Origin of the sequence: Arthrobacter oryzae, assembly GCF_037911235.1 — a bacterium.
In the GTDB taxonomy this organism is placed as follows: Bacteria; Actinomycetota; Actinomycetes; order Actinomycetales; family Micrococcaceae; genus Arthrobacter; species Arthrobacter oryzae_E.
On sequence record NZ_JBBLYW010000052.1, the window covers coordinates 46,063 to 66,585 of the forward strand.

18 protein-coding genes and 2 tRNA genes are annotated in these 20,523 nt (G+C 66.8%); 6 read left to right on the forward strand and 14 right to left on the reverse strand.

Annotation, left to right across the window (positions count from 1 at the left end; all coding sequences use genetic code 11):
- The first annotated feature begins 14 nt into the window (after window positions 1-14).
- The 3 genes from WMN78_RS15085 to WMN78_RS15095 are packed head-to-tail and all read left to right on the forward strand — an operon-like array spanning window position 15 to window position 2,883.
- Entirely contained in the window at window positions 15-890 is an 876-nt protein-coding gene (locus WMN78_RS15085) for an SDR family NAD(P)-dependent oxidoreductase (RefSeq protein WP_340534552.1), read from the forward strand.
- Window positions 887-2,095 carry an aminotransferase class I/II-fold pyridoxal phosphate-dependent enzyme gene (locus WMN78_RS15090; RefSeq protein ID WP_340534553.1) on the forward strand — a complete coding sequence of 403 codons (1,209 nt, stop codon included), beginning with the start codon at window positions 887-889 and terminating at the stop codon, window positions 2,093-2,095. The genes WMN78_RS15085 and WMN78_RS15090 overlap by 4 nt, the downstream gene beginning before the upstream one ends.
- Window positions 2,096-2,097: 2 nt before the next feature.
- Complete coding sequence (locus WMN78_RS15095) at window positions 2,098-2,883, forward strand: fused MFS/spermidine synthase (protein WP_340534554.1); 786 nt, start codon at window positions 2,098-2,100, stop codon at window positions 2,881-2,883.
- Here the strand turns inward: WMN78_RS15095 and rsmD are convergent, their stop codons facing one another.
- Genes rsmD through WMN78_RS15115 form a run of 4 tightly spaced genes read right to left on the reverse strand, consistent with a single transcriptional unit; the run spans window position 2,884 to window position 7,745 of the window.
- Entirely contained in the window at window positions 2,884-3,462 is a 579-nt protein-coding gene (rsmD, locus tag WMN78_RS15100; RefSeq protein WP_340534555.1) for a 16S rRNA (guanine(966)-N(2))-methyltransferase RsmD, read from the reverse strand. It lies immediately after the preceding gene.
- A gap of 39 nt (window positions 3,463-3,501) precedes the next feature.
- Complete coding sequence (locus WMN78_RS15105; RefSeq protein WP_340534556.1) at window positions 3,502-5,715, reverse strand: ATP-dependent DNA helicase RecG; 2,214 nt, start codon at window positions 5,713-5,715, stop codon at window positions 3,502-3,504.
- Window positions 5,705-6,697 carry a DAK2 domain-containing protein gene (locus WMN78_RS15110; protein WP_340534557.1) on the reverse strand — a complete coding sequence of 331 codons (993 nt, stop codon included), beginning with the start codon at window positions 6,695-6,697 and terminating at the stop codon, window positions 5,705-5,707. Before WMN78_RS15110 ends, WMN78_RS15105 begins: the two co-directional genes overlap by 11 nt.
- Before the next feature lie 22 nt (window positions 6,698-6,719).
- A complete protein-coding gene (locus WMN78_RS15115; RefSeq protein ID WP_340534558.1) occupies window positions 6,720-7,745 on the reverse strand; it encodes a thiamine-phosphate kinase in 1,026 nt (341 codons plus the stop codon).
- A 51-nt stretch (window positions 7,746-7,796) separates the two neighbouring features.
- Between WMN78_RS15115 and WMN78_RS15120 the strand changes: the two genes are divergently transcribed.
- A complete protein-coding gene (locus WMN78_RS15120; protein WP_340534559.1) occupies window positions 7,797-8,297 on the forward strand; it encodes a DUF3515 domain-containing protein in 501 nt (166 codons plus the stop codon).
- A 36-nt stretch (window positions 8,298-8,333) separates the two neighbouring features.
- On the opposite strand, the gene WMN78_RS15125 is transcribed toward WMN78_RS15120, so the two are convergent.
- The 6 genes from WMN78_RS15125 to leuC form a co-directional block, all read right to left on the reverse strand.
- Entirely contained in the window at window positions 8,334-9,482 is a 1,149-nt protein-coding gene (locus tag WMN78_RS15125; protein ID WP_340534560.1) for a D-alanine--D-alanine ligase family protein, read from the reverse strand.
- A 2-nt stretch (window positions 9,483-9,484) separates the two neighbouring features.
- Complete coding sequence (locus WMN78_RS15130) at window positions 9,485-10,537, reverse strand: NAD(P)H-dependent glycerol-3-phosphate dehydrogenase (protein WP_340534561.1); 1,053 nt, start codon at window positions 10,535-10,537, stop codon at window positions 9,485-9,487.
- Complete coding sequence (locus WMN78_RS15135; protein WP_340534562.1) at window positions 10,534-11,280, reverse strand: lysophospholipid acyltransferase family protein; 747 nt, start codon at window positions 11,278-11,280, stop codon at window positions 10,534-10,536. The genes WMN78_RS15130 and WMN78_RS15135 overlap by 4 nt, the downstream gene beginning before the upstream one ends.
- Window positions 11,281-11,290: 10 nt before the next feature.
- Entirely contained in the window at window positions 11,291-12,616 is a 1,326-nt protein-coding gene (gene murA, locus WMN78_RS15140) for a UDP-N-acetylglucosamine 1-carboxyvinyltransferase (protein ID WP_028271630.1), read from the reverse strand.
- A gap of 188 nt (window positions 12,617-12,804) precedes the next feature.
- Window positions 12,805-13,407, reverse strand: coding sequence for a 3-isopropylmalate dehydratase small subunit (gene leuD, locus WMN78_RS15145; RefSeq protein WP_317780073.1), 603 nt, complete (start codon window positions 13,405-13,407; stop codon window positions 12,805-12,807).
- Between the two features lie 69 nt (window positions 13,408-13,476).
- Window positions 13,477-14,931, reverse strand: coding sequence for a 3-isopropylmalate dehydratase large subunit (gene leuC, locus WMN78_RS15150; protein WP_340534563.1), 1,455 nt, complete (start codon window positions 14,929-14,931; stop codon window positions 13,477-13,479).
- Window positions 14,932-15,043: 112 nt separating this feature from the next.
- On the opposite strand from leuC, the gene WMN78_RS15155 reads away from it, so the two are divergent.
- Window positions 15,044-15,763 carry an IclR family transcriptional regulator gene (locus tag WMN78_RS15155; protein WP_011692361.1) on the forward strand — a complete coding sequence of 240 codons (720 nt, stop codon included), beginning with the start codon at window positions 15,044-15,046 and terminating at the stop codon, window positions 15,761-15,763.
- 75 nt (window positions 15,764-15,838) lie between these two features.
- Window positions 15,839-16,384 carry a DUF1697 domain-containing protein gene (locus WMN78_RS15160; protein WP_340534564.1) on the forward strand — a complete coding sequence of 182 codons (546 nt, stop codon included), beginning with the start codon at window positions 15,839-15,841 and terminating at the stop codon, window positions 16,382-16,384.
- Here the strand turns inward: WMN78_RS15160 and WMN78_RS15165 are convergent.
- The 4 genes from WMN78_RS15165 to WMN78_RS15180 all read right to left on the reverse strand — a co-directional run bounded on the left by WMN78_RS15165 (window position 16,381) and on the right by WMN78_RS15180 (window position 20,193).
- On the reverse strand, window positions 16,381-18,000 hold the full coding sequence (locus WMN78_RS15165) for a GTPase (protein WP_340534565.1): 1,620 nt from the start codon (window positions 17,998-18,000) through the stop codon (window positions 16,381-16,383). The two genes, WMN78_RS15160 and WMN78_RS15165, sit on opposite strands and share 4 nt — an antisense overlap.
- Window positions 17,997-19,778, reverse strand: a complete 1,782-nt coding sequence (locus tag WMN78_RS15170) for a dynamin family protein (RefSeq protein WP_340534566.1) — start codon at window positions 19,776-19,778, stop codon at window positions 17,997-17,999. Before WMN78_RS15170 ends, WMN78_RS15165 begins: the two co-directional genes overlap by 4 nt.
- A gap of 139 nt (window positions 19,779-19,917) precedes the next feature.
- Window positions 19,918-19,993: transfer RNA gene (locus WMN78_RS15175), tRNA-Glu, on the reverse strand.
- Between the two features lie 128 nt (window positions 19,994-20,121).
- A tRNA-Gln gene (locus tag WMN78_RS15180) sits at window positions 20,122-20,193 on the reverse strand.
- Window positions 20,194-20,523 lie beyond the last annotated feature (330 nt).

The following is a 20,523-nucleotide window of genomic DNA, read 5'->3' on the forward strand; positions in this document are numbered from 1 at the left end:
GATAACATGACTGGATGCCCGAGTCGAACATTCCCTTCACCGTTGCAGGGGGCGTGGTTCTTGTCACCGGCGCCGCTACGGGCATGGGCCGGCTGCACGCCCTCCGCGCTGCCCGGGAAGGTGCCGCGGTGGTGGTCCTGTGGGATGTGGACGGCGGCGGATTGGAAGACGTTGCTCGCGAGGTCGCCGCGCTCGGTGCCCGTGCCGTACCCCGGCAGGTGGACCTCGCGGACCGGGCAGCCATCGCGGAGGCCGCGCGGGAGTGCAAGGCGGAAGGCGCCCTGGCGCTCCTTATTAACAATGCGGGAATCGTGCGCGGTGCCCTGTTTTGGGACCACCGGCCAGGACCTGATATCGCATTGACCATGGACGTCAACGCGCTGGCGCCGATGTATGTCACCCTTGCGTTCCTTCCGGACATGATGGCCGACGGCGGGCGCCCGCGCCGCATCCTGAACGTCGCCTCTGCCGCCGGTACGGTGTCAAACCCGCGGATGAGTGTCTACGCCGCATCCAAGTGGGCCGTGGTGGGCTGGAGCGACTCACTGCGGATCGAACTGGAGCAGGAGGGCTACCGGCATCTCCGGGTCACAACGTTCTGCCCCAGTTATATCTCCACGGGTATGTTCGCGGGTGTCCGCGGCCCGTTGCTCACTCCGCTCATGACTCCGGATGACGCGGTCCGCCGGGCCTGGCGGGCGATGGCGGCGGGCCGCCCGCTGTTGATTGCTCCCGCGATGGCCAACCTTGGAAAAGTCCTGCGCGGAATCCTCCCGGTCCGGGCATGGGACTTCATCGGCGGACGGATCTTCCGGATCTACGCGGGCATGGAAAAATTCACCGGGCGGGCCGAAAACCCCGTAACCAACCGACAGGCAGGCAAACAGTGACCACAACAGTTCCGGCACCGTGGCAGCGGGCAGCGTCGGGAGCCAACCTGCTGGCACCCAACGGCACGCTGGGTGTCACGATCTTCGAGGAGATGACCACCCTCGCGGTCCGTACCGGCGCCATCAACCTTGGCCAGGGCTTCCCGGACGAGGACGGCCCGGCGGAGATCAAAGCGGCGGCACAGGCGGCGATCGCCTCCGGCGCAAACCAGTACGCCCCGGGCAAGGGCATCTTTCCTCTCAGGGAGGCCATTTCAGCCCACCAGCATCGGTTCTACGGACTGGCGCCGGACCCGGAGACGGAGATCATCGTGACCACCGGCGCTACCGAAGCCATCGCGGCCTCGTTGCTGGCCCTGGTGGAGCACGGCGACGAGGTGCTTACCTTCGAACCGTTCTACGACTCCTACGGCGCCGTGATCGGGCTGGCCGGAGCCACGCATGTGACTGCTCCGCTGCTCGCCCCGGATTTCATGCCGGACATGGCGGCCCTGGAAGCAGCCTTCAGCAGCCGCACCAAAGTGGTGCTCATCAACAACCCGCACAACCCCACCGGCGCGGTTTTTCCGCGTGAAGTGCTTCAGCGTGTCGTCGAACTTGCCGCAAGGCACGACGCCGTAATCATCACCGATGAGGTGTACGAGCACCTGACGTTCGGGGAACCGCACATCCCCGTGGCCACCCTTCCGGGGGCTGCCGGCCGGACCGTCACCATATCCTCCGCAGGCAAGACGTTCTCCTTCACCGGTTGGAAGATCGGCTGGCTCAGCGGACCGGAACACCTTGTGTCCGCCATCAGGACCGTGAAGCAGTTCCTGAGCTACAGCTCCGGCACGCCGTTCCAGGGCGCCATCGCCGTCGGGCTCGCCCTTCCGGACGACTTCTACACGGGAATCTCCGAAACCCTCAGGCGCAAGCGCGACATCCTCAGCGAGGGGCTGAAGGCCGCCGGCCTGGACGTCTTCACGCCACAGGGAACCTACTTCGTGAATGTGGACACTGCTCCCCTGGGAATCTACGATTCCGTGGATCTGGCCCGGAGGCTTCCGGACCTCGTGGGCGTCGCCGCGATTCCGGTGCCCGTCTTCTGCCACCCCGAAGGGGCTGAACGGACCCGCAGCCTGCTCCGCTTCGCCTTCTGCAAGAAGACGGAAGTCCTCGAAGAGGCGGCATCACGGCTCGCGACGCTCCGCGACAGGCTGTGACGGTGCCTGCACGGTCCGCGGCAGGGACCCGTTTCCTCCGGACCACCGGCAAGCACGCAACGATTGAGCCGGACTCCTTCACCGAAGGGGCCTACGTGCTGAGCATCGGCGGGGCAGAGCAGTCCCACGTGAACCTCGCCGAGCCGGGCGAAATATTCTACGAGTACCTCCGCCGGATCGGCCACGTGGTGGATCTGGCCGCCCCGGCCGGCGAGCCCGTCAACGCACTTCATCTCGGTGCGGGGGCGCTAACGCTTGCCCGCTACATCCAGGCAACCCGACCCGGGTCCGTACAGTACGCCGTGGAGCTCGAGCGCGAACTGCTGGACTTCGTCCTGCAGCAACTGCCGATGCCGGCCGGAACGGTGCTGCACACCCTGATCGGCGACGCCCGGGACGCTTTGGCGGAACTGCCGGCGGAACTGCGTTTCGACGTCGTGATCCTGGATATCTTCTCCGGGCCGGAAGCCCCGGAGCACATCGCGTGCACCGGGTTCTACGAGGAGGCCGCGGCCAGGCTGACACCGAGCGGCGTGCTGATCGTCAACGTGGGCGATGAACCGGGGCTGACGCTGGTCCGGAGCCAGGTGGCAGCGTTGCGGCAGGCCATGAACGGCGTCGCCGCGTTCGCGGAGTCCGGCATGTTCGCCGGCCGGCATCCCGGCAACATCATCCTTACCGGCACCCAGGGTCCGTGGCCTGCGGAATGGACCGAAGAACTGGCAGCACGTGGCCCGCACCCGGCGAGGGTGCTGGCCGGAGTGGACCTCGACGCGCTCTCCGGGTAGTCAGCTTCCCCCGCCGACGGGTTCGGCGAACCACAGCTTGGTTTCACCGTATTTCTTCTCAGCGAACCGTTCCAGCGACGCCGGCCACACCGGCTCCGGGCTGCGGGAGGACCGCTCCACAACCACGACGGCGCCCTCCGCCAGGTAGGGCGACAACTCTTCCAGCACCCCGGCCATGGCGGGCTCATCCAGCGGATACGGCGGATCCAGGAAAGCGAGGTCCCAGAGGGTGCCCGGCACGGTCCTCTCAAGGAAGGACTCCACCCGTGAGCGGTGGACCGACACCACTTTGCGTCCCACTGCCCCGTTGACGAGGTCCGCATTGCGCTGGCAGACCTCGCTCGCTTTGCCGTCGAACTCCACGAGGTCAACGGTCTCCGCCCCCCGGCTGGCGCTTTCCACGCCCAGCGCGCCGGAGCCCGCATAGAGGTCCAGGACGCGGGCGCCCGCCACCACGTTGAAGGCCTCAAGCCGTGAAAAGAGTGCCTCCTTGACCCGGTCAGTGGTGGGGCGGGTCATGGAACCGGGGACGCTGGCGAGCGGCATTCCCCCGCCGGCGCCCGCGATGATGCGGCTCATATGAGCGCCGTCCTGCCGCTTGCAGCCCTTCGCCAACTACTAGCCACGCTCAAGGAATGCCTCCTTCTCAGGGTTCAAATACTCTTCGATTGCCTCGGCAAGCGCGGAGTGGTCGGCCAGGTCCGGATCCCGGGCCACAATCTGCTGCGCATCCTGGCGCGCCTTCGCAATGACAGCCTCGTGTTCCAGAACGCGCAGCAGCTTCAGCGCGGACCGCCCGCCGGACTGCGAGGCACCGAGGATATCGCCCTCGCGCCGCAGCTTCAGGTCCTCCTGCGACAACTCGAAGCCGTCGGTCGTGGCTGCCACGGCGTCCAGCCGGCGGCGGCTGGGATGGCCGGGTTCCAGGGTGGTCACCAGCAGGCAGGTGCCGGGCAATCCGCCCCGGCCCACCCGTCCGCGAAGCTGGTGCAGCTGGGAAATGCCGAACCTGTCGGCGTCCAGGATGACCATCAGCGTGGCGTTGTGGACATCGACGCCCACTTCGATCACGGTGGTGGACACCAGCAGCTTCGTTTCATTCGCCGTAAACGCCGCCATGGTTGCGGACTTCAGGACCGGATCCTGCCTGCCGTGCAGCGGCGCCAGGGCAACGCCGGCCAACGCCGGTTCATCCTGGAGGTGTTCGACGACGGCTGTGACGGACGCGAGCTCCCGGGCCGGTCCGTCGCCTTCCAGGTCTGCGGCTGACGGCTCCGCTTCCCCGGGGCTGAAGTCGCCGTCGTCGTCCTCTCCGATCTTGGGGCACACCACGTAGACCTGGTGGCCGGCATCGATCTCTTCCCGGGACCGGGACCAGATGCGGCCTGCCCAGCCCGGATTCTCGGCGAGTCCCACCACATGCGTGGTGATCGGGGCACGGCCGGCGGGGAGTTCGTCCAGCACTGATGTTTCGAGGTCCCCGAACACGGTCATGGCCACCGTCCTCGGAATGGGCGTGGCAGTCATGACCAGCAGGTGCGGCGGTTTGCTGGCCTTCGCCCGGAGGGCGTCGCGCTGCTCCACTCCGAACCGGTGCTGCTCATCGACGACGATCAGCCCGAGATCGTAAAACGAGACGTTGTCACTCAGCAGCGCGTGCGTCCCGATCACGATCCCGGCAGTGCCTGACGCCGCGTCCAGCATGGCCTGCTTGCGGGCAGCGGTGGGCATGGAACCGGTGAGCAGCGTGACCTGGACCGAGTCGGGACCTGATCCGCCCAAAAGGCCGTCGCGCGACAACGGACCGAGCGTCCGCCGGATGGATTCGTAGTGCTGCGCAGCCAAAACCTCCGTGGGCGCCAGGAGGGCGGCCTGTCCCCCTGCGTCAACCACCTGAAGCATGGCGCGCAGGGCAACGATGGTCTTGCCGGACCCCACCTCGCCCTGAAGGAGCCGGTTCATAGGGCTGTCCTGTGAGAGCTCCTCCGCGAGGGTCTTGCCGACGGCGGCCTGTCCGGCGGTGAGGGTAAACGGCAGCTGGCGGTCGAATGCCGTCAGCAGTCCGCCAGCGACCGGCCGGCGGGCGGTGGCTTCCTCGGCCGCCAGCTGGGCACGCCGCCGCGCGAGCGCGGACTGCAGCACGAGGGCCTCCTGGTACCTGAAGCGGTCCCGTGCCCGCTGCCAGTCGCCGGGCACCTGCGGAGCGTGGATGAGGCGGTAGGCCTGGGCGGCCGGAAGGAACTTCTCCCGCGCCGAGACCTCTGCCGGCAGGGGGTCGTCCAGGCGGTCGAGGTCAACGGTGTCCAGCAGGGTGGAGATCACTTTCTGGATGGACCAGCTGGTGAGCTTGGCTGTGGCCGGGTAGACCGGGATGGGCATGGCGGCCAGCTTCTCCGGATCCATGCCGGGGGTGTCCGGGTCCTCGTCCAGCAGTTGGAAGTCAGGATTGGTGAGGCTCAGGCTGCCGCCGTACCGGGTGACCTTCCCGGAGAAAATGGCCCGCCGCCCCGGCAGCAGCTCCGCCTTGGCACGGAATCCGTTGAAAAAGCTGACTTTCAGGGTGCCGGCGTCATCCGTGATGACGACGTCGGTCAGGGTGCCTCGGCGTGCACGCATGGCCCGCGTGCTGCTGGACACGACGCGTGCGATCAGGGTGACCTCTTCATCCAGCGGAACCTCGCTGATGGGCGTCAGCTCGCCGCGGTTGAGGTACCGGCGCGGAAAGTAGTTGAGGAGGCCGCCAACGGTGGTGATGCCGAGGTGTTTCTCAATGACGGCTGCGGACCGTTTGCCGATGCGGCGTTCCAGGCCCAGTTCCAGCTCAGCGTTCATGTCTGCCGGGGTCCCGCGGCAGGGCAAGCTGGCTGACCGAAATTTCCGTGGGCTCCCCGAGGGAGCCAATCAGTGCGACGGCCGGTTCGGGTGACGGGACGTGGACGTGAACGCGCCAGCGGTACTTTCCGTCGGCGTCCGTGGCGCCACCCACCTGGCTCATGATCACCGAATCGCCCATCTCGTCCAGCCGCTGGCGCAGCGTGGCCGCATCCAGGGGCGAGAGGCTGATGGTGCACATGACCTCCACGCCGTCGTCGTCGGGCATGTCTGTGTGGATGTGGGGATCCTGGACGTTGTAGCCGTGCAGGCCGTCCAGCATTTCGCTTTGAAGTTCTTCGCCGAGCACCGCCGAACGCAGGCAGTCCAGGATGAGGAGCATCCCCACCCCGCCGGCGTCCACCACGTGGGCCTCGTGCAGGGCTGCCAACTGGTCCTCGGTCCGGACCACTGCGTCGAGGGCAGCCTCGACCGCGGCATCCAGGGCAAGCCCCAGCACATGGTTGCTGTCGTCCCCGTTCTGGTCGGCGTCCACTCCGGCGGCAGCCCGCGCTGCCGCCTCCATGACCGAGAGCATGGTCCCCGGAACGGGATCGCTCAGGGCAGACCAGGCCCGGATCTGGGCCCGGTTGAGGGCCGCCGCCAGCAGCGGTGAGCTGAGGCGGGTGTGACCGGCCAAAGGCTCCGCAGCAGCGCACAAAAACACCGAGAACAACGTTCCCGAGTTGCCGCGGGCCTGTTCCATCGCGGCCTGCCCGGCCAAGGCAAGCACGGCCCCGACGTCCTGCTGGCCCGGAGTCGCACCGGACTGGTACGCAGACCCGGCGTCAGGTGGACTGCTGAGGGCCTGCGCCGCGGCCCGGACCGTCAGGTACAGGTTGGTGCCGGTGTCGCCGTCCGCCACCGGAAAAATATTGATGGCGTTGAGGCGGTCGCTGTGGTTCCCGAGCGCTGTTTCGGCCTTGCCCAACCACCGCTTCATCGCTTGCGCGTTGGCGGCAATCTTAGTCTGCAAAGTGATCCCATCCCACGGTGTCCGCGGGCCGGCCCGCTATCTTCACGCCCGTGCTTTCCGTTGGTGCAAGGGCTTCTACTGAGCCTATCGCAGCGAAACCCCGAGGCAGCTGAACGTCCGCCGGGAATGTGGCAAGGAGTCCATGGTCTTCGCCGCCGCCGAGCACCCAGTCCATGGGGTCCCCGTCCACCGCGTCTGCGGCCGCGGCCAGCGGCTCCGTGAGCTGCTTCAGCGCAGCGGGATCGAGGTCCAGGACGACGCCGCTGGCGGCGGCCAGCCGCCCGCCGTCGCGGATCAGGCCATCCGATATATCCATCATGGACGAGGCCCCGGCGGCGAGTGCTGCCGGACCCGCAGCCAGCGGCGGCAGCGGCCTGCATTGCCTGTCCATGATGGTCCGCAGTTCCGGCGTCAACAGCTCAACGCCAACCTCGGACTCAAGCAGGGCAAGACCGGCCGCGGCGTGCCCGGCCGTTCCTGCCAGGGCGACGGTATGGCCGGGGCGGGCACCCGAGCGCAGCACCGGCTCCCGCCCGTCCAGGGTGCCCAGGATGGCCACTGTCACGGCCAATTCGCGGCCCCGGCCCAGGTCCCCTCCGGCCACGGAACACCCTGCGGCCCCAAGGTCGCGAATGGCATGCGATAGTCCGTCCGCGAAATCTTCCACCCAGGAAACGGGCGTCTCCGGCGGCAGGGTCAGGCTCACCACCATGGAGGTGGACCGCGCACCCATGGCGTTGATGTCGCTGAGGTTCTGCGCCGCGGCCTTCCAGCCGACGTCGAAGCCCGTGGTCCGGTATCCGTTGCGCCATAGCAGCCGGAAATCCTGGTCCACCACCTGGGTATCAATGCTCACCACCGTCCGACCGTCCGGGGCTGCCACAATGGCGGCGTCGTCCCCGGGGCCGAGCAGGAGCGCCGTAGTGTCCGCGGGGCCGTTGTTCAGGCGCGGGAAGATCCTGGCCAGGAGTCGGGATTCGGAAAGTCCGGCGACGGTGAGGTGAGATTCAGGCACACCACTACGCTACAGTCCGGGACTGACATCCAGCCGGGATAGGCTTAAAGAATGCACCAGCTCCGCACCCCGGTCTCCATCCGTTCGCTTCTCCTGCCGGCAACGGCGGCGGCGGTGCTGGCCGTCAGCGGATGCGCTCCGGTGGTGGATGTGGCACCGGCCAAGGATGCGGCCAATCCTGCCTGCGCCCCGATGATGGTGGCCCTGCCGGACACTATGGGTGATGCGGGGCTGCGGAAAACCAACAGCCAGGCAACCGCTGCCTGGGGCGATCCGTCCAAGGTGATCCTGCGCTGCGGGGTCAATGTTCCCGGACCCACCACCGACCGTTGCGTCAGCGTCAACGGCATTGACTGGGTCATCAAGGAAGGCGACCCGGTATGGACGCTGACAACCTTCGGCCGCGAACCGGCCACGGAGATCCTCATGGACCCGGACCAGATCAGTTCCGCCACCGTGCTGGCTGAACTCTCGGCCGCGGCCGGGAAGATCAGGGCCACCAGGAACTGTGTGGGCCAGGAAGAGCTGCAGAACCTGCCCACCGGACAATAGCCGCGACGCGACTGCGGCGGCTGGCCGCGACGGCGGTTAGCGGAGCCCGGTCTTCCGGTTCAGCGCCAGGTAGATCAGTTCATCAATGAGGTCCGCGTAGCCCAGCCCCGAAGCAGCCCACATCTGCGGGTACATGCTTTTCGGCGTGAAGCCGGGCATGGTGTTGATCTCGTTGATGATCAGTTCGCCGTCCGGAGTGTAGAAGAAGTCCACCCGGCTCAGGCCTTCGGCCCCGACAGCGTCGAAGGCAGCAGCGGACAGCTCGCGGACCCGGGCAATTGCCTCATCGGGGATGTCGGCCGGGCAGCTCAGCGAGGCGGCGTCGTCCTCCACGTATTTTGCATTGAAGTCATAGAACTCGTGCTCCCCCGCCGCCACGGCGATCTCTCCCGGCATGGAGGTCCGCGGAGGTTCCGTGCCGCGTCCTTCGAGCACGGCGCATTCAATTTCGCGCCCGACTATTCCGGCTTCGATCACCAGTTTGAGGTCGTGCTCGCGGGCCGCTTCAATGGCCGCGTCCAGGCCTTCCAGGGAATCCACCTTGGAGATGCCCATGGAGGATCCTGCCCGGGCAGGCTTGACGAACACGGGGTAGCCCAACAGGTCAACGCGTTTGCGGACGGACTCGGGGTCCGTGATCCACTGGCGGTCCGTCACTGCGATGTAGGGCCCCACCTGCAGGCCGGCGGCTTCGAAGACCACCTTCATGTAGTGCTTGTCCATCCCGACGGCGGAGGCCAGGACGCCGGCACCCACGTAGCGGGTGTCCGAAAGTTCAAGCAGCCCCTGGATGGTGCCGTCTTCCCCGAACGGGCCGTGGAGCAGCGGGAAGACAACGTCCACGGTGCCGAGTTCCTGCGGAACCTCATTCGGTGAGGCCACGATCAGCTGGTGTTCCCCGCCGATTTCGGCGAGCGTTACCGTCCGGGCCGACGGCGCCACTTCGGGAAGCGAGGAGGCCGAAAGCGACCATTGCCGGGTGTCCCCCGACGCCAGCACCCACTGGCCGGTCTTGGCGATGCCGATGGGGATGACATCGTACTTGTCGTAGTCGATGGCACCCAGCACGCCCGCTGCCGTCACGCAACTGACGGCGTGCTCGCTGGAACGGCCCCCAAACAATACGGCGACCCGGGGTTTGGCGTTGCCGGACCCGGCGGGCTTGTTCACTTGTTCTTCCAACACGGTCAGTAATCGCCTTCGGATTTCAGGTCCCGGGCCAGCAGCAGCGGTCCCAGTTCGTCAACGGACAATTTTCCGGCCAGCACCGCAACCACAGCCGCAGTGATGGGCATCTCGACGCCGAGCTTTCCGGCGAGTTCATGCACGGCCTGGCCGGACTTGATCCCTTCGGCCGTCTGGGTCATTTCCGCGGTCACCTGTTCCAGCGTCAGCCCCTTGCCCAGAAGGCGTCCGGCAGTGTGGTTCCGGGACAGCGGCGAGGAGCAGGTGGCCACAAGGTCACCCAGGCCGGCCAAACCGGCCATGGTCTGCGCTTCCCCGCCAAGGGCCAGGGCAAGCCTGGACGTTTCCGCAAGGCCGCGGGTAATGACGGATGCCTTGGTGTTGTCGCCCATGCTCTTGCCTTCGCAGATACCCACAGCGAGTGCGATGATGTTCTTGACGATGCCGCCGATTTCCACCCCGACGACGTCGGTGGTGGTGTACGGGCGGAAATACGGTGCAGTGCAGCTGCGGGCGATCCACGAAGCCACTTCGGCGTCCGAACAGGCCACCACCGACGCGGTGGGTTCCTCGCGGGCAATTTCCATGGCCAGGTTCGGTCCGGAAACCACCGCAATCCGGTCCGCTTTGATGCCCAGTTCCTCGCAGATGACCTCGCTCATGCGGGCATCCGAACTGAGCTCCAGGCCCTTCATGAGGGAGACCACGAAGGCGTCCTGCGATATCAAGGGCCGCCATTCACGCAGCTGCAGCCGCAGGGACTGGGCCGGAACCGCCAATACCACCAGCTCGGCCCCCGCGAGCACTTCCGCCACGTCAGTGGACGCGGTGATGCTGTGCGGCAGGTCAATGTCCTTGAGGTACTGCGGGTTCCGGTGCGTGGTGTTGATCTGCTCGACAACCTCGCTGCGCCGTCCCCAGAGCCGGATGCTCCGCTGAACACCGGATGCCATGGCCGCATCGGCGAGGATCTTGGCAAAGGTGGTGCCCCAGGAGCCGGCGCCGAGGACGGCGACGGACGTCGCTGAGCCCGCTGCGGTCTGGTCAGGGGTCATGTGCCGGACCCATCGATGATGCGTCCGTGTGTGCTCTGGTTGTGGGAGGCCGGATCCCAACGCTCGGCCGGGGGCTGCTCCGACCGCAGGGTCGCCAGCAGCGCGGTGATGGCATCCATGATGACGGCGGTGGCGGCCGTCAGCGTGGCCTTGTCCAGCGGCCGGCCCTCAAATGCGCTCAGGTCCACGGGCTCGCCCACAAGGACCCTGGAGGTCCGCCGGGGGAACAGGTGGAAGCGCTTGGCATAACGCGGGAAGACGTGGTGGGCTCCCCAGTGGGCCATGGGGACCACGGGAATGCCGCTCTCCAGTGCCATCCTGGCTGCGCCCGTGTGCCCCTTCATGGGCCACAGCCCGGGGTCCCGGGTCAGGGTGCCTTCGGGGTAGATGATGATCGCACCGCCTTCGTCCACCACTTCCCGGGCGACGTTCAGCGAACGGTTGGCACCCGCCGTCGAGCGTTCCACCGGGATCTGTTTGGTGGCGCGCAGCACGAACCCAAGGACCGGAACTTTGAAGAGGCCGCCCTTGGCAAGGAAATGCGGCATCCGCTTCTGGTTGTACAGCATGTGCCCGATGACCAGCGGGTCGATCTCCGTGCAGTGGTTGGGCGCGGCGATGAAGCCGCCCGCCGGAAGCTTTTCCAGCCCTTCCCACTTCTTGTTCATGAGCACGTTCATCACGGGCCTGACGATCCCGGCGACGATGACAAAGGTGATGCGGCTCTTGGCCGTTTCCTTCACTGGGACCCCGTTACTTGGCTGAGGTGATGTCGAAATCGGCGCCCAGGCCGGCGAGCTTCTCGGTGAAACGCTCATAGCCGCGGTTGATGATGTCGATTCCGGTCACCCGGGACGTGCCGGTGGCGGCGAGTGCGGCGATGAGGTGGCTGAAACCGCCCCGGAGGTCCGGGACGTCGATGTCAGTGCCTTTGAGCTGCGTGGGTCCCGAGATGACGGCCGAGTGCAGGAAGTTGCGCTGGCCGAAGCGGCACGGCACGCTGCCGAGGCATTCCCGGTGCACCTGGATGTTGGCGCCCATCCGGATGAGCGCGTCCGTGAAGCCGAAACGGTTCTCGTAGACGGTCTCGTGGACGATGGAGACGCCCTCGGCCTGGGTCAGGGCCACCACCAGGGGCTGCTGCCAGTCCGTCATGAACCCCGGGTGCACGTCCGTTTCCAGGACGAGCGGGTTCAGCTTGCCGCCGCGGTGGTAGAAACGGATGCCGTCCTCACCGATGTCCATGCCGCCGCCCACCTTGCGGTAGGTGTTCAGGAACGTCATCATGTCGCGCTGCGAAGCGCCCTCGACGAAAATGTCACCGCGGGTCACGAGCGCGGCAGATGCCCAGGAGGCGGATTCGTTGCGGTCCGAGAGGGCACGGTGGTTGTAGCCGCCGAGGTCCTTCACGCCCTCAATCCGGATGGTGCGGTCCGTCTGGACGCTGATGATGGCGCCCATCTTCTGCAGCACGGCAATGAGGTCGATGATTTCCGGTTCCGTGGCGGCACCGGAAAGCTCCGTGATGCCTTCTGCCCGTGTGGCACTGAGCAGTACCTGTTCGGTGGCCCCCACAGACGGGTAGGGCAGCGAGATCTTGGCGCCCTGAAGTCCCTTGGGCGCAGAAATGTGGATGCCGCCCGGACGCTTTTCGACGACGGCCCCGAACTGGCGAAGAACGTTCAGGTGGTAGTCGATGGGGCGGTCGCCGATCTTGCAGCCGCCCAGGTCGGGAATGAAGGCCTCGCCAATGGCGTGGATCAGCGGCCCGCACAACAGGATGGGAATCCTGGAGTCGCCGGCGTGGGCGTCGATCGCAGTGCTGGACGCGGTCTTGGCACCCTTCGGATCCAGGGTCAGGTCCCCCGTAACCGGGTCCTTTTCGACCGTGACGCCGTGGAGCTGGAGCAGGCTGGTGACAACCTCAACGTCCTTGATTTCAGGAACGTTGCGCAACACGGACGGCTCATTGCCCAGCAGGGCGGCCACCATGGCCTTGGGGACAAGATTCTTGGCCCCGCGAACGGTGACACGTCCAGTCAGCGGGACGCCTCCGCGGATTGTCAAAACACTACTCATATACCGGTTTCCTCACGACTTCTCGCCCCCAAATCCTTACAAAGGCTCCAGCTAAGCATAGGAGCTTGCGTTTCCGATCTGAAATACGGCACGCCTTTCGAAGGGCCCGGCGCCGACCGGGAGGGGCTCAGCCCGGACCGGAAACGGTGCAGCAGGGACCAGGACCGCAGCCGGCGGGACCGCCCCGCCTAGGACAGCCGTGCAGGCAGCGTCTTCGGCTTGAAGGCCGGCCTGGTGGCTTCGTACGCGGTAATGTCTTCCTCGTGCTGGAGCGTCAGCCCGATGTCGTCCAGGCCTTCCAGGAGGCGCCAGCGCGTGTAGTCGTCAATCTCGAACGGTGCCACCACGTTGCCGCACGTCACGGTCTTAGAGACGAGGTCCACGGTCACTTCGGTGCCGGGCGCGTTCTCCAGGACCTTCCAGATGAGTTCAATGTCATCCTGGGCCACTTCGGCGGCCAGGAGTCCCTGTTTCCCCGAGTTGCCGCGGAAGATATCGGCAAACCGGGAGGACAGGACGGTCTTGAAGCCGTAGTCCTTCAGGGCCCACACAGCGTGCTCGCGGGAGGACCCGGTGCCGAAGTCCGGTCCGGCCACCAGGACGGAACCGGCGTTGAACGGTTCCTGGTTCAGGATGAACGCCGGGTCCTTGCGCCAGGCCGCAAACAGTGCGTCTTCGAAGCCCGTGCGCGTGATGCGCTTGAGGTAGACGGCGGGGATGATCTGGTCGGTGTCCACGTTGCTCTGGCGCAGCGGTACGCCGATGCCGGTGTGGGTGCTGAACTTTTCCATGGCGGATCCTTCGGTGCTGGAGTAGGTCTGGGCTGCGCAGGCCAGGCTGCGTTATCTAGGCGAGGTTTTCTAAGCGGCACTGCTGCGGACGGCGGCGGACTCCGGTGCGGGGTCCAGGTCCGACGGCGAACTGAGCGTCCCGCGGACGGCCGTGGCTGCCGCCACCACCGGCGACACGAGGTGGGTGCGGCCGCCCTTGCCCTGGCGCCCCTCGAAGTTGCGGTTGGACGTGGAGGCACAGCGTTCGCCCGGCTCCAGCTGGTCGGGGTTCATGCCCAGGCACATGGAGCAGCCGGCAAAACGCCATTCAGCGCCGAAATCCTTGAAGACCTTGTCCAGGCCCTCTGCTTCCGCTTCGAGCCGCACGCGGGCCGAGCCCGGCACAACGAGCATGCGGATGTTCGGGTCCTTGGTGCGTCCGCGGATGATGTCCGCGGCGGCGCGCAGGTCCTCCATCCGCGAGTTGGTGCAAGAGCCCAGGAAGACGGTGTCCACCCGGATGTCCTTCATCGGGGTGCCGGCTTCCAGCCCCATGTACTGCAGCGCGCGTTCCGCCGCGGCCTTGGCGTTCTCATCGCCGAAGTCCTCGGGCGAGGGCACCCTGGCGGACAGGGACACGCCCTGGCCGGGGTTGGTCCCCCAGGTCACGAACGGTTCCAGCGTATCGGCGTCGAGGTCCACCTCGACGTCGAACGTTGCGTCGTCTTCGGAGCGGAGCGTGTTCCAGTATTCGACGGCGGCGTCCCACTCGGCGCCCTGCGGCGCGTGCGGACGTCCGTACATGTAGTCGTACGTGGTCTGGTCCGGTGCCACCAGGCCGGCGCGGGCCCCGGCCTCAATGGACATGTTGCAGATGGTCATCCGGGCCTCCATGGACAGCGCGCGGATCGCGGAGCCGCGGTATTCAAGGACGTAGCCCTGCCCGCCGCCGGTGCCGATCTTCGCGATGACTGCCAGGATGATGTCCTTCGCCGAAACGCCGGGACGCAGCGTCCCTTCGACATTGATCGCCATGGTCTTGAACGGCTTCAGGGACAGCGTCTGGGTGGCCATGACATGCTCCACCTCAGACGTGCCGATTCCCATGGCCAGTGCGCCGAACGCTCCGTGCGTGGAGGTGTGCGAGTCGCCGCAGACCACCGTCATGCCGGGCTGGGTGAGGCCGAGCTGCGGCCCCACCACGTGGACGATTCCCTGCTCGGCATCGCCCAGGGAATGCAGGCGGACGCCGAATTCCGCACAGTTGTTGCGGAGGGTCTGGATCTGGGTCCGGCTGGTGAGATCGGCGATAGGCTTGTCGATGTCCAGCGTGGGGGTGTTGTGGTCCTCGGTGGCGATGGTGAGGTCCGGGCGGCGCAGCGGGCGGCCGGCCAGGCGGAGCCCTTCAAAGGCCTGCGGCGACGTGACTTCATGCACCAGGTGAAGGTCGATGTAGAGGAGGTCCGGCTGGGCGTTGGCGCCTTCGCCGTCGCCTTTGCGCACCACGTGCGCGTCCCAGACTTTCTCGGCCAATGTCTTTGCCATGGCCATCTCCCTTCACTGCTGTTGGCTGTTTACATCCACTGAACCAGTACGCCCGCGTAATACGCCAGCCAAATGATTTGCATCTCAGATATTGAGACGGCAATATCATTACATGGACAATTCTAGTGGCGTCGGTGTCATCGATAAAGCGGCCCATGTGCTTGACGCACTCGAGGCCGGGCCCACCACCCTGGCGCAGCTGGTGGCCGCCACCGGACTGGCGCGGCCGACCGTACACAGGCTCGCCCTCGCCCTGGTCCATCACCGGCTTGTCAGCCGCGACATCCAGGGCCGCTTTGTGCTGGGAAGCCGCCTGGTGGAGCTCGCCTCCGCTGCCGGCGAGGACAGGCTGATCGCCTCCGCCGGACCGGTCCTGATGCAGCTGCGCGACGCGACCGGCGAGAGCGCCCAGATCTTCCGGCGGCAGGGTGACTGGCGCGTGTGCGTTGCGTCGGCTGAACGCCCTATCGGGCTCCGCGACACCATTCCTGTTGGTACGCAGCTTTCCATGAAGGCCGGCTCCGCAGCCCAGGTGCTGCTGGCCTGGGAGGACCACGACCGGCTGCTCGAAGGACTGCAGGCAGCGCGCTTCACGCCCACCGTCCTGGCAGGAGTACGACGGCGTGGCTGGGGCCAGAGCCTCGGCGAACGGGAGCCGGGGGTCGCCTCCGTTTCGGCGCCTGTCCGGGGCCCCTCCGGACGGGTTATTGCCGCCGTCTCCATTTCCGGGCCGATTGAGCGGTTGACCCGCCAGCCCGGCCGGCTTCATGCCGAAGTCGTCTGCAATGCCGCCCGGGTGCTGACTGAAGCACTCCGCAAGAACAACGACTGATACTGCCACCGGCCGGGGCACCCCTGCGGCGGCCGTGTTCACCGGTCCCTGCCGGCCCGGTACTAGGCTGTGCCCATGAACAGCTATGCGGTGTTCCTCCGCGGTATCAACGTGGGCGGAATCAACATTAAGATGGCGGACCTCAAGACCGCCCTGGCGGCACGCGGCTTCGAAGGCGTGAAGACGCTCCTCGCCAGTGGCAACGTCGTAGTGTCCAGCAGCCTCGGGGCGGTGGCCGTCAAGAAGGACGTCGAAGCCTCCCTGCGGGAGTCCTTTGGCTACGACGCCTGGGTGGTAGTGCTGACCGCCGCCAGGGTGGCCGCGCTGATCGAGGCATGCCCGTACCCGGCCGAGGACAAGTCGACCCACACCTACGTCACCCTCAGTTCGGACACGGCCATCCTGGACGAGCTGTTCGAGGCCGGTTCCCGGCTGGACGGAACGCAGCAGCAGCGGCTGGGTCCGGAGGCCATGGCCTGGCTGGCACCTGCCGGCGGCACGTTGGACAGCCCGTTCAGCAAGCTGTCAGCTAAGGCCCGCTACAAATCCACCACCACCACACGCAACCTCCGCACCATGATCAAGGTGCGCGACGCCACGGCAGCACTGGAAAACGCCTAGTCGCGGCGGGCGGATTTCAAAGCCGTATTGAAGGACTTCAGCCTGCCGACTTCCACTTCCACCGGCTCAACCACCAGCCGGTCCGCAACCGCAGCCACGGCGGCCCTCAGCTTCTTTCCTGCTGCCGCGGCCCGCAGACCGGCGGCCGCAGCGGCGACGAGTTTCCCGGCCACGGCCAGCACAATGCCAAGCACCACTCCCCCGGCGATCATGAGGGTGGGGACGGGCCAGCCCTCCACCCTGGGCACCTCCGGAACCGGCAGCTGGAGATACCCGAGGCCCGCCAAAACGCCGAGCCAGCCCAGGCCGCCCAGTGCTGTCACGAGTGCCAGCCACTGAATGACGTTGAACATTCCCCACCACCACGACTTCCGTCCGGCAAGCAGCTCGGTCCCGGCAATGGCCTGGTCCAGCGCGTCCGGCAACTGGTCCCGGCCTTCGCGCGCTGCGCTGCGGATGGCCGCACGCCATGGCCCCGGAGCCCCGGCACTGGCGGCATCCGCGAATTCCCGCACGGCAGCGTCCGTCCTGGCGCGTTCCGGAGCCCCCGCCGGCGGCAGTGACGTCCTGTTGACTTCGGATTTTGCACCTTCGCGGCGCAGGTTCAGCCGCCGCAGCGGATCCGGACGGAAGCGGACCAGCCAGCGGGTCAGCGGCCATCCGGTGCGCCGGGCGGCTTCATGCCGGTAGGACCGGGACACAGCGTCCACCACGACCGGGACGTTGGCGGCAACCGCCAGCTCGTCCGCCAGCTGCGAGCGGGTGGCTGCCTTGACGCCGGCCGCCTCGCCTGTCCCGGATGCTTCGGCAAGCTCCGCCGAGGCTTTGGAGACATCCGCGGCCAGCCGCTGGGACAGCGCCTGACGTTGCACCACCACGTGGCGGATGGCGGCCCGTACTTTGTCCACGCCGGTCCCTGCCAGGGCGGAGGCACCGAGGACCTGGACCTTGCCCAGGCCGTCCCGGGCGAGGATGGCCTTGAGGGATTCCAGCACCGGAGCGACGTCCGGCTCCGGAAGACGGTCGATCTGGTTGAGGACCACCAGTGTGACTGCTCCGTGCGTAGCCAGGGGCGTAAGAAAGTCGTTGTGCACTGCGGCGTCAGCATACTTCTGCGGATCCAGCACCCAGACCAGGACGTCCACCAGCCCGACCATCCGTTGGACAATCTCGCGGTTGGCGGCCTTCGTTGAGTCGAAATCGGGCAGGTCCAGCAGGATCAGGCCGGTGGAGTCATCGGCGAACCCCGGCACAGCCGCCGAGTGGTGGCGCTTGCTGACCCCGAGCCAGTCCAGCAGCGGTTCACTGCCGTCTGCTCCCCAGACACCCGCCAACGGTTCCGACGTCGTGGGACGGCGGGCCGCCGCCGTCGCGATTTCGGCGCCGCTGACGGCATTGAAGAGCGACGATTTGCCGCTGCCCGTCGCGCCGAAGAACCCCACTACGGTGTGGTCCGAAGACAGCGAACGGCGGGAGCTGGCGCGCTCAAGGACATTAAGCACCTGGTCCAGTGCATCGTCGGGCAGCACACCGCCCGCGAGCTCCCGGGCGTCATTGAGGGCTTCCAGCCGGGCGCCAAGCCGCGAGGCTTCGCGGGTCCCGCTGTGCCGGCTCATGCCGACTCCGCCAGCCGCACGAGCGCGCGGGCGTGACCCGAGAGGACTTCGGGCGCCACCCCTGCCTGGAAGTCCAGGCGGTCAAGGAAACGCTGCTGTTCGGCCTCCAGCAGCTTGTGGCACCTCGCGTTGAGGTCCTCGCGGGCGGTTTTCGCGAGCCGCCGCACGGCATCCTCGCCGAAGACTGCCTCCAGCAGCCTTTGACCGAGGACGGCGGTACCGCCCGCCACGCCGATCTCCAGTCCGGTGAGCCCGGCAGTCATCGAGAAAACCACAATCATGAGGGCTGCCCCGAGCCCGTTCACGCCGAAGGACAGCCAGCGGGCCTGTGTGCGTTTGCCCTGGCCTTCCGTACGGATGAGCTCCATCAGGCCTGCCTGCCAGGCGCGGATCTCTGCCGCCACCCGGTCCGGGAACCCTGCGCCGGTGCCGGAAAGGTCGTCCGTGCCCAGCAGTTGGCGGCCGGCAGGGTCTGAGCGCCAGCGCTGGTCTGTATCCTCGGCCGCGTTGGCGGCTTCGTCCATGATCACCGCCTGCAGTCCCGTTTCAATGGCTGTTTCCACCTTGACCGCCGGCGCCGGTTCGCCGCGAAAGAAGGCACCCATACGGTCCCGCATACGCCCGATGTTCTGCTCCAGGACACGGAAGAACTCCCCCGTGCCGACGAAGTCCTGCCAGCGCGCAAGCACTTCGCCGCGCAAGAGGGCCCCGTCCCGTGTGGCGTCCAGAATCCTGTCGGCGGCGTCCCGGTAAGCGGCACGGGCGTCCTTGGCCAGGACGTCCCGCGATTGCTGCTGTTCCAGTGAAGCCTGGGCGAGGGCAGCCACGCGGCCGCCAAGGGCCCGCACAGTGCCGTTCAGTGTCCGCCGGGCAATGTCGGCCCTCCCCGCGGAGTCCGCTGCCAGCTCGCGTACCCAGCGCCCCAGGGGCTCCACAGCACCGGCGGGCAGCATTCCAAGGTTGTCCAGGGTGACCTCCGGAATAATGAACAGCCGTGCTGCGCCGAGGCCCTCCCGCTGCAGCATCGTCCGGAGGTCCGCGCTGACCTCCGCTTCGGCGGCGGGAGGCACGCGGTCCAGAACCACCGCCACCATGATGTCCCTGGACGCCGCATCAAGGAGCAGCTTCCACGGCACGGCGTCGGCATAGCGGTTGGCCGTTGTCACGAATACCCAGAGGTCGGCTGCGGCGAGCAATTGACCCGCGAGCTTCCTGTTGTCATCCGAGACGGAGTCCACGTCCGGGGCGTCCAGGAGGGCGATTCCTTGCGGCACCGTCGGGTGGCCCACAAGCACCAGGGAGGAAATGGGTGCGGCGTCCGGCGCGGCTCCGGCCCGGTTGGCGGGCAGCGGCGTGTCCACCACCGTGCCCCTGATGCGGCTCAGGTTCGGCAGCACGCGCTGGTCCTCGAACCAGCCGGAGTCCGCCGGGTTATGAAGCAGGATCGGCTGCCTGGTGGTGGGCCGGATCGCGCCCGCCCTCGTGACCGGGTGCCCCACAAGAGCGTTGACCAGGGTGGATTTTCCGGCACCGGTTGACCCGCCGACCACTGCCAGCAGGGGAGCGTCCAGGCTGCGGAAGCGCGGAAGGATGTAGTCGTCCAGCTGCGCCAGCGCATTCCTGATATCAAGGCGGGCCGCGTCCGCGCCAGGCAGCGCGAGCGGGAGGACCGCCGCGCCAAGGTCGCGGCGGACAGCCTCGAGTAGTTCCACGGCCGCGGCTGCCTGCGTGTTGTGCGCGGAAGGGCCCGGGGGTGAACTCTCAGATGGGGACGTCACAGCTTCATCATGCCAGTTAAGCCGGCGTCCGGCTCGAATCCGGTGCAGGGCCGCGCGGCAACGCACTTCTCCCGCGCAATCGAAACGTGCCGCAAACAAAAAAGAAGCGATCCCGGGCTGTTGCCCGGGACCGCTTCAGTGGTGACCCCAGCGGGATTCGAACCCGCGTTACCGCCGTGAGAGGGCAGCGTACTAGGCCGCTATACGATGGGGCCGCGTACTTTCCGGATGGCATTTCTGCCATCAGGCTCAGTGATTGTTTCATACACAGAGCCGGTGTTTCAAATCGGATAAACCGTTCGAAACCCCTGATCCGCCGCACCGAAATGCGGTTTACTCAGAGCTGGGATACCAGGACTCGAACCTAGAATGACGGTACCAGAAACCGTAGTGTTGCCAATTACACCATATCCCAATGGAACTTTCGGGCCGGAGAATCAGGCCTAAACCTTCGCTCCCAGCGCCTCAGCACGAGTAATTACTTTACCCGAGAGTTTTGGCTGGCACAAATCGGGGCGCACCGCCCCGTCCGCCGCACACTCGACAGCCCGTGCCGGCACGCCAGGGCCGTCCGAAGAAGACAAAACCCCTGCAATTCCGGGCACGGTAAGTTTTCGCTCGGTAAGTTACCGAAGAGTAACCACTTCCCCGAACGCCTCCGGCCGGCACTTTCACGCACAAATCCAGATGTTAGCTGCGTCACGGTTGGGGCCGCGGGACCCGCCCCCGTTCGCCAGGACCGTCG

Coding starts and splice junctions, on each gene's coding strand:
- WMN78_RS15085 (WP_340534552.1), top strand. CDS start 15: ATGCCCGAGTCGAACATTCCCTTCACCGTTGCAGGGGGCGTGGTTCTT.
- rsmD (WP_340534555.1), bottom strand. CDS start 3,462: ATGAGCCGCATCATCGCGGGCGCCGGCGGGGGAATGCCGCTCGCCAGC.
- WMN78_RS15105 (WP_340534556.1), bottom strand. CDS start 5,715: ATGAACGCTGAGCTGGAACTGGGCCTGGAACGCCGCATCGGCAAACGG.
- WMN78_RS15110 (WP_340534557.1), bottom strand. CDS start 6,697: ATGAAGCGGTGGTTGGGCAAGGCCGAAACAGCGCTCGGGAACCACAGC.
- WMN78_RS15120 (WP_340534559.1), top strand. CDS start 7,797: ATGCACCAGCTCCGCACCCCGGTCTCCATCCGTTCGCTTCTCCTGCCG.
- WMN78_RS15130 (WP_340534561.1), bottom strand. CDS start 10,537: ATGACCCCTGACCAGACCGCAGCGGGCTCAGCGACGTCCGTCGCCGTC.
- murA (WP_028271630.1), bottom strand. CDS start 12,616: ATGAGTAGTGTTTTGACAATCCGCGGAGGCGTCCCGCTGACTGGACGT.
- leuD (WP_317780073.1), bottom strand. CDS start 13,407: ATGGAAAAGTTCAGCACCCACACCGGCATCGGCGTACCGCTGCGCCAG.
- leuC (WP_340534563.1), bottom strand. CDS start 14,931: ATGGCAAAGACATTGGCCGAGAAAGTCTGGGACGCGCACGTGGTGCGC.
- WMN78_RS15155 (WP_011692361.1), top strand. CDS start 15,044: ATGGACAATTCTAGTGGCGTCGGTGTCATCGATAAAGCGGCCCATGTG.
- WMN78_RS15160 (WP_340534564.1), top strand. CDS start 15,839: ATGAACAGCTATGCGGTGTTCCTCCGCGGTATCAACGTGGGCGGAATC.
- WMN78_RS15165 (WP_340534565.1), bottom strand. CDS start 18,000: ATGAGCCGGCACAGCGGGACCCGCGAAGCCTCGCGGCTTGGCGCCCGG.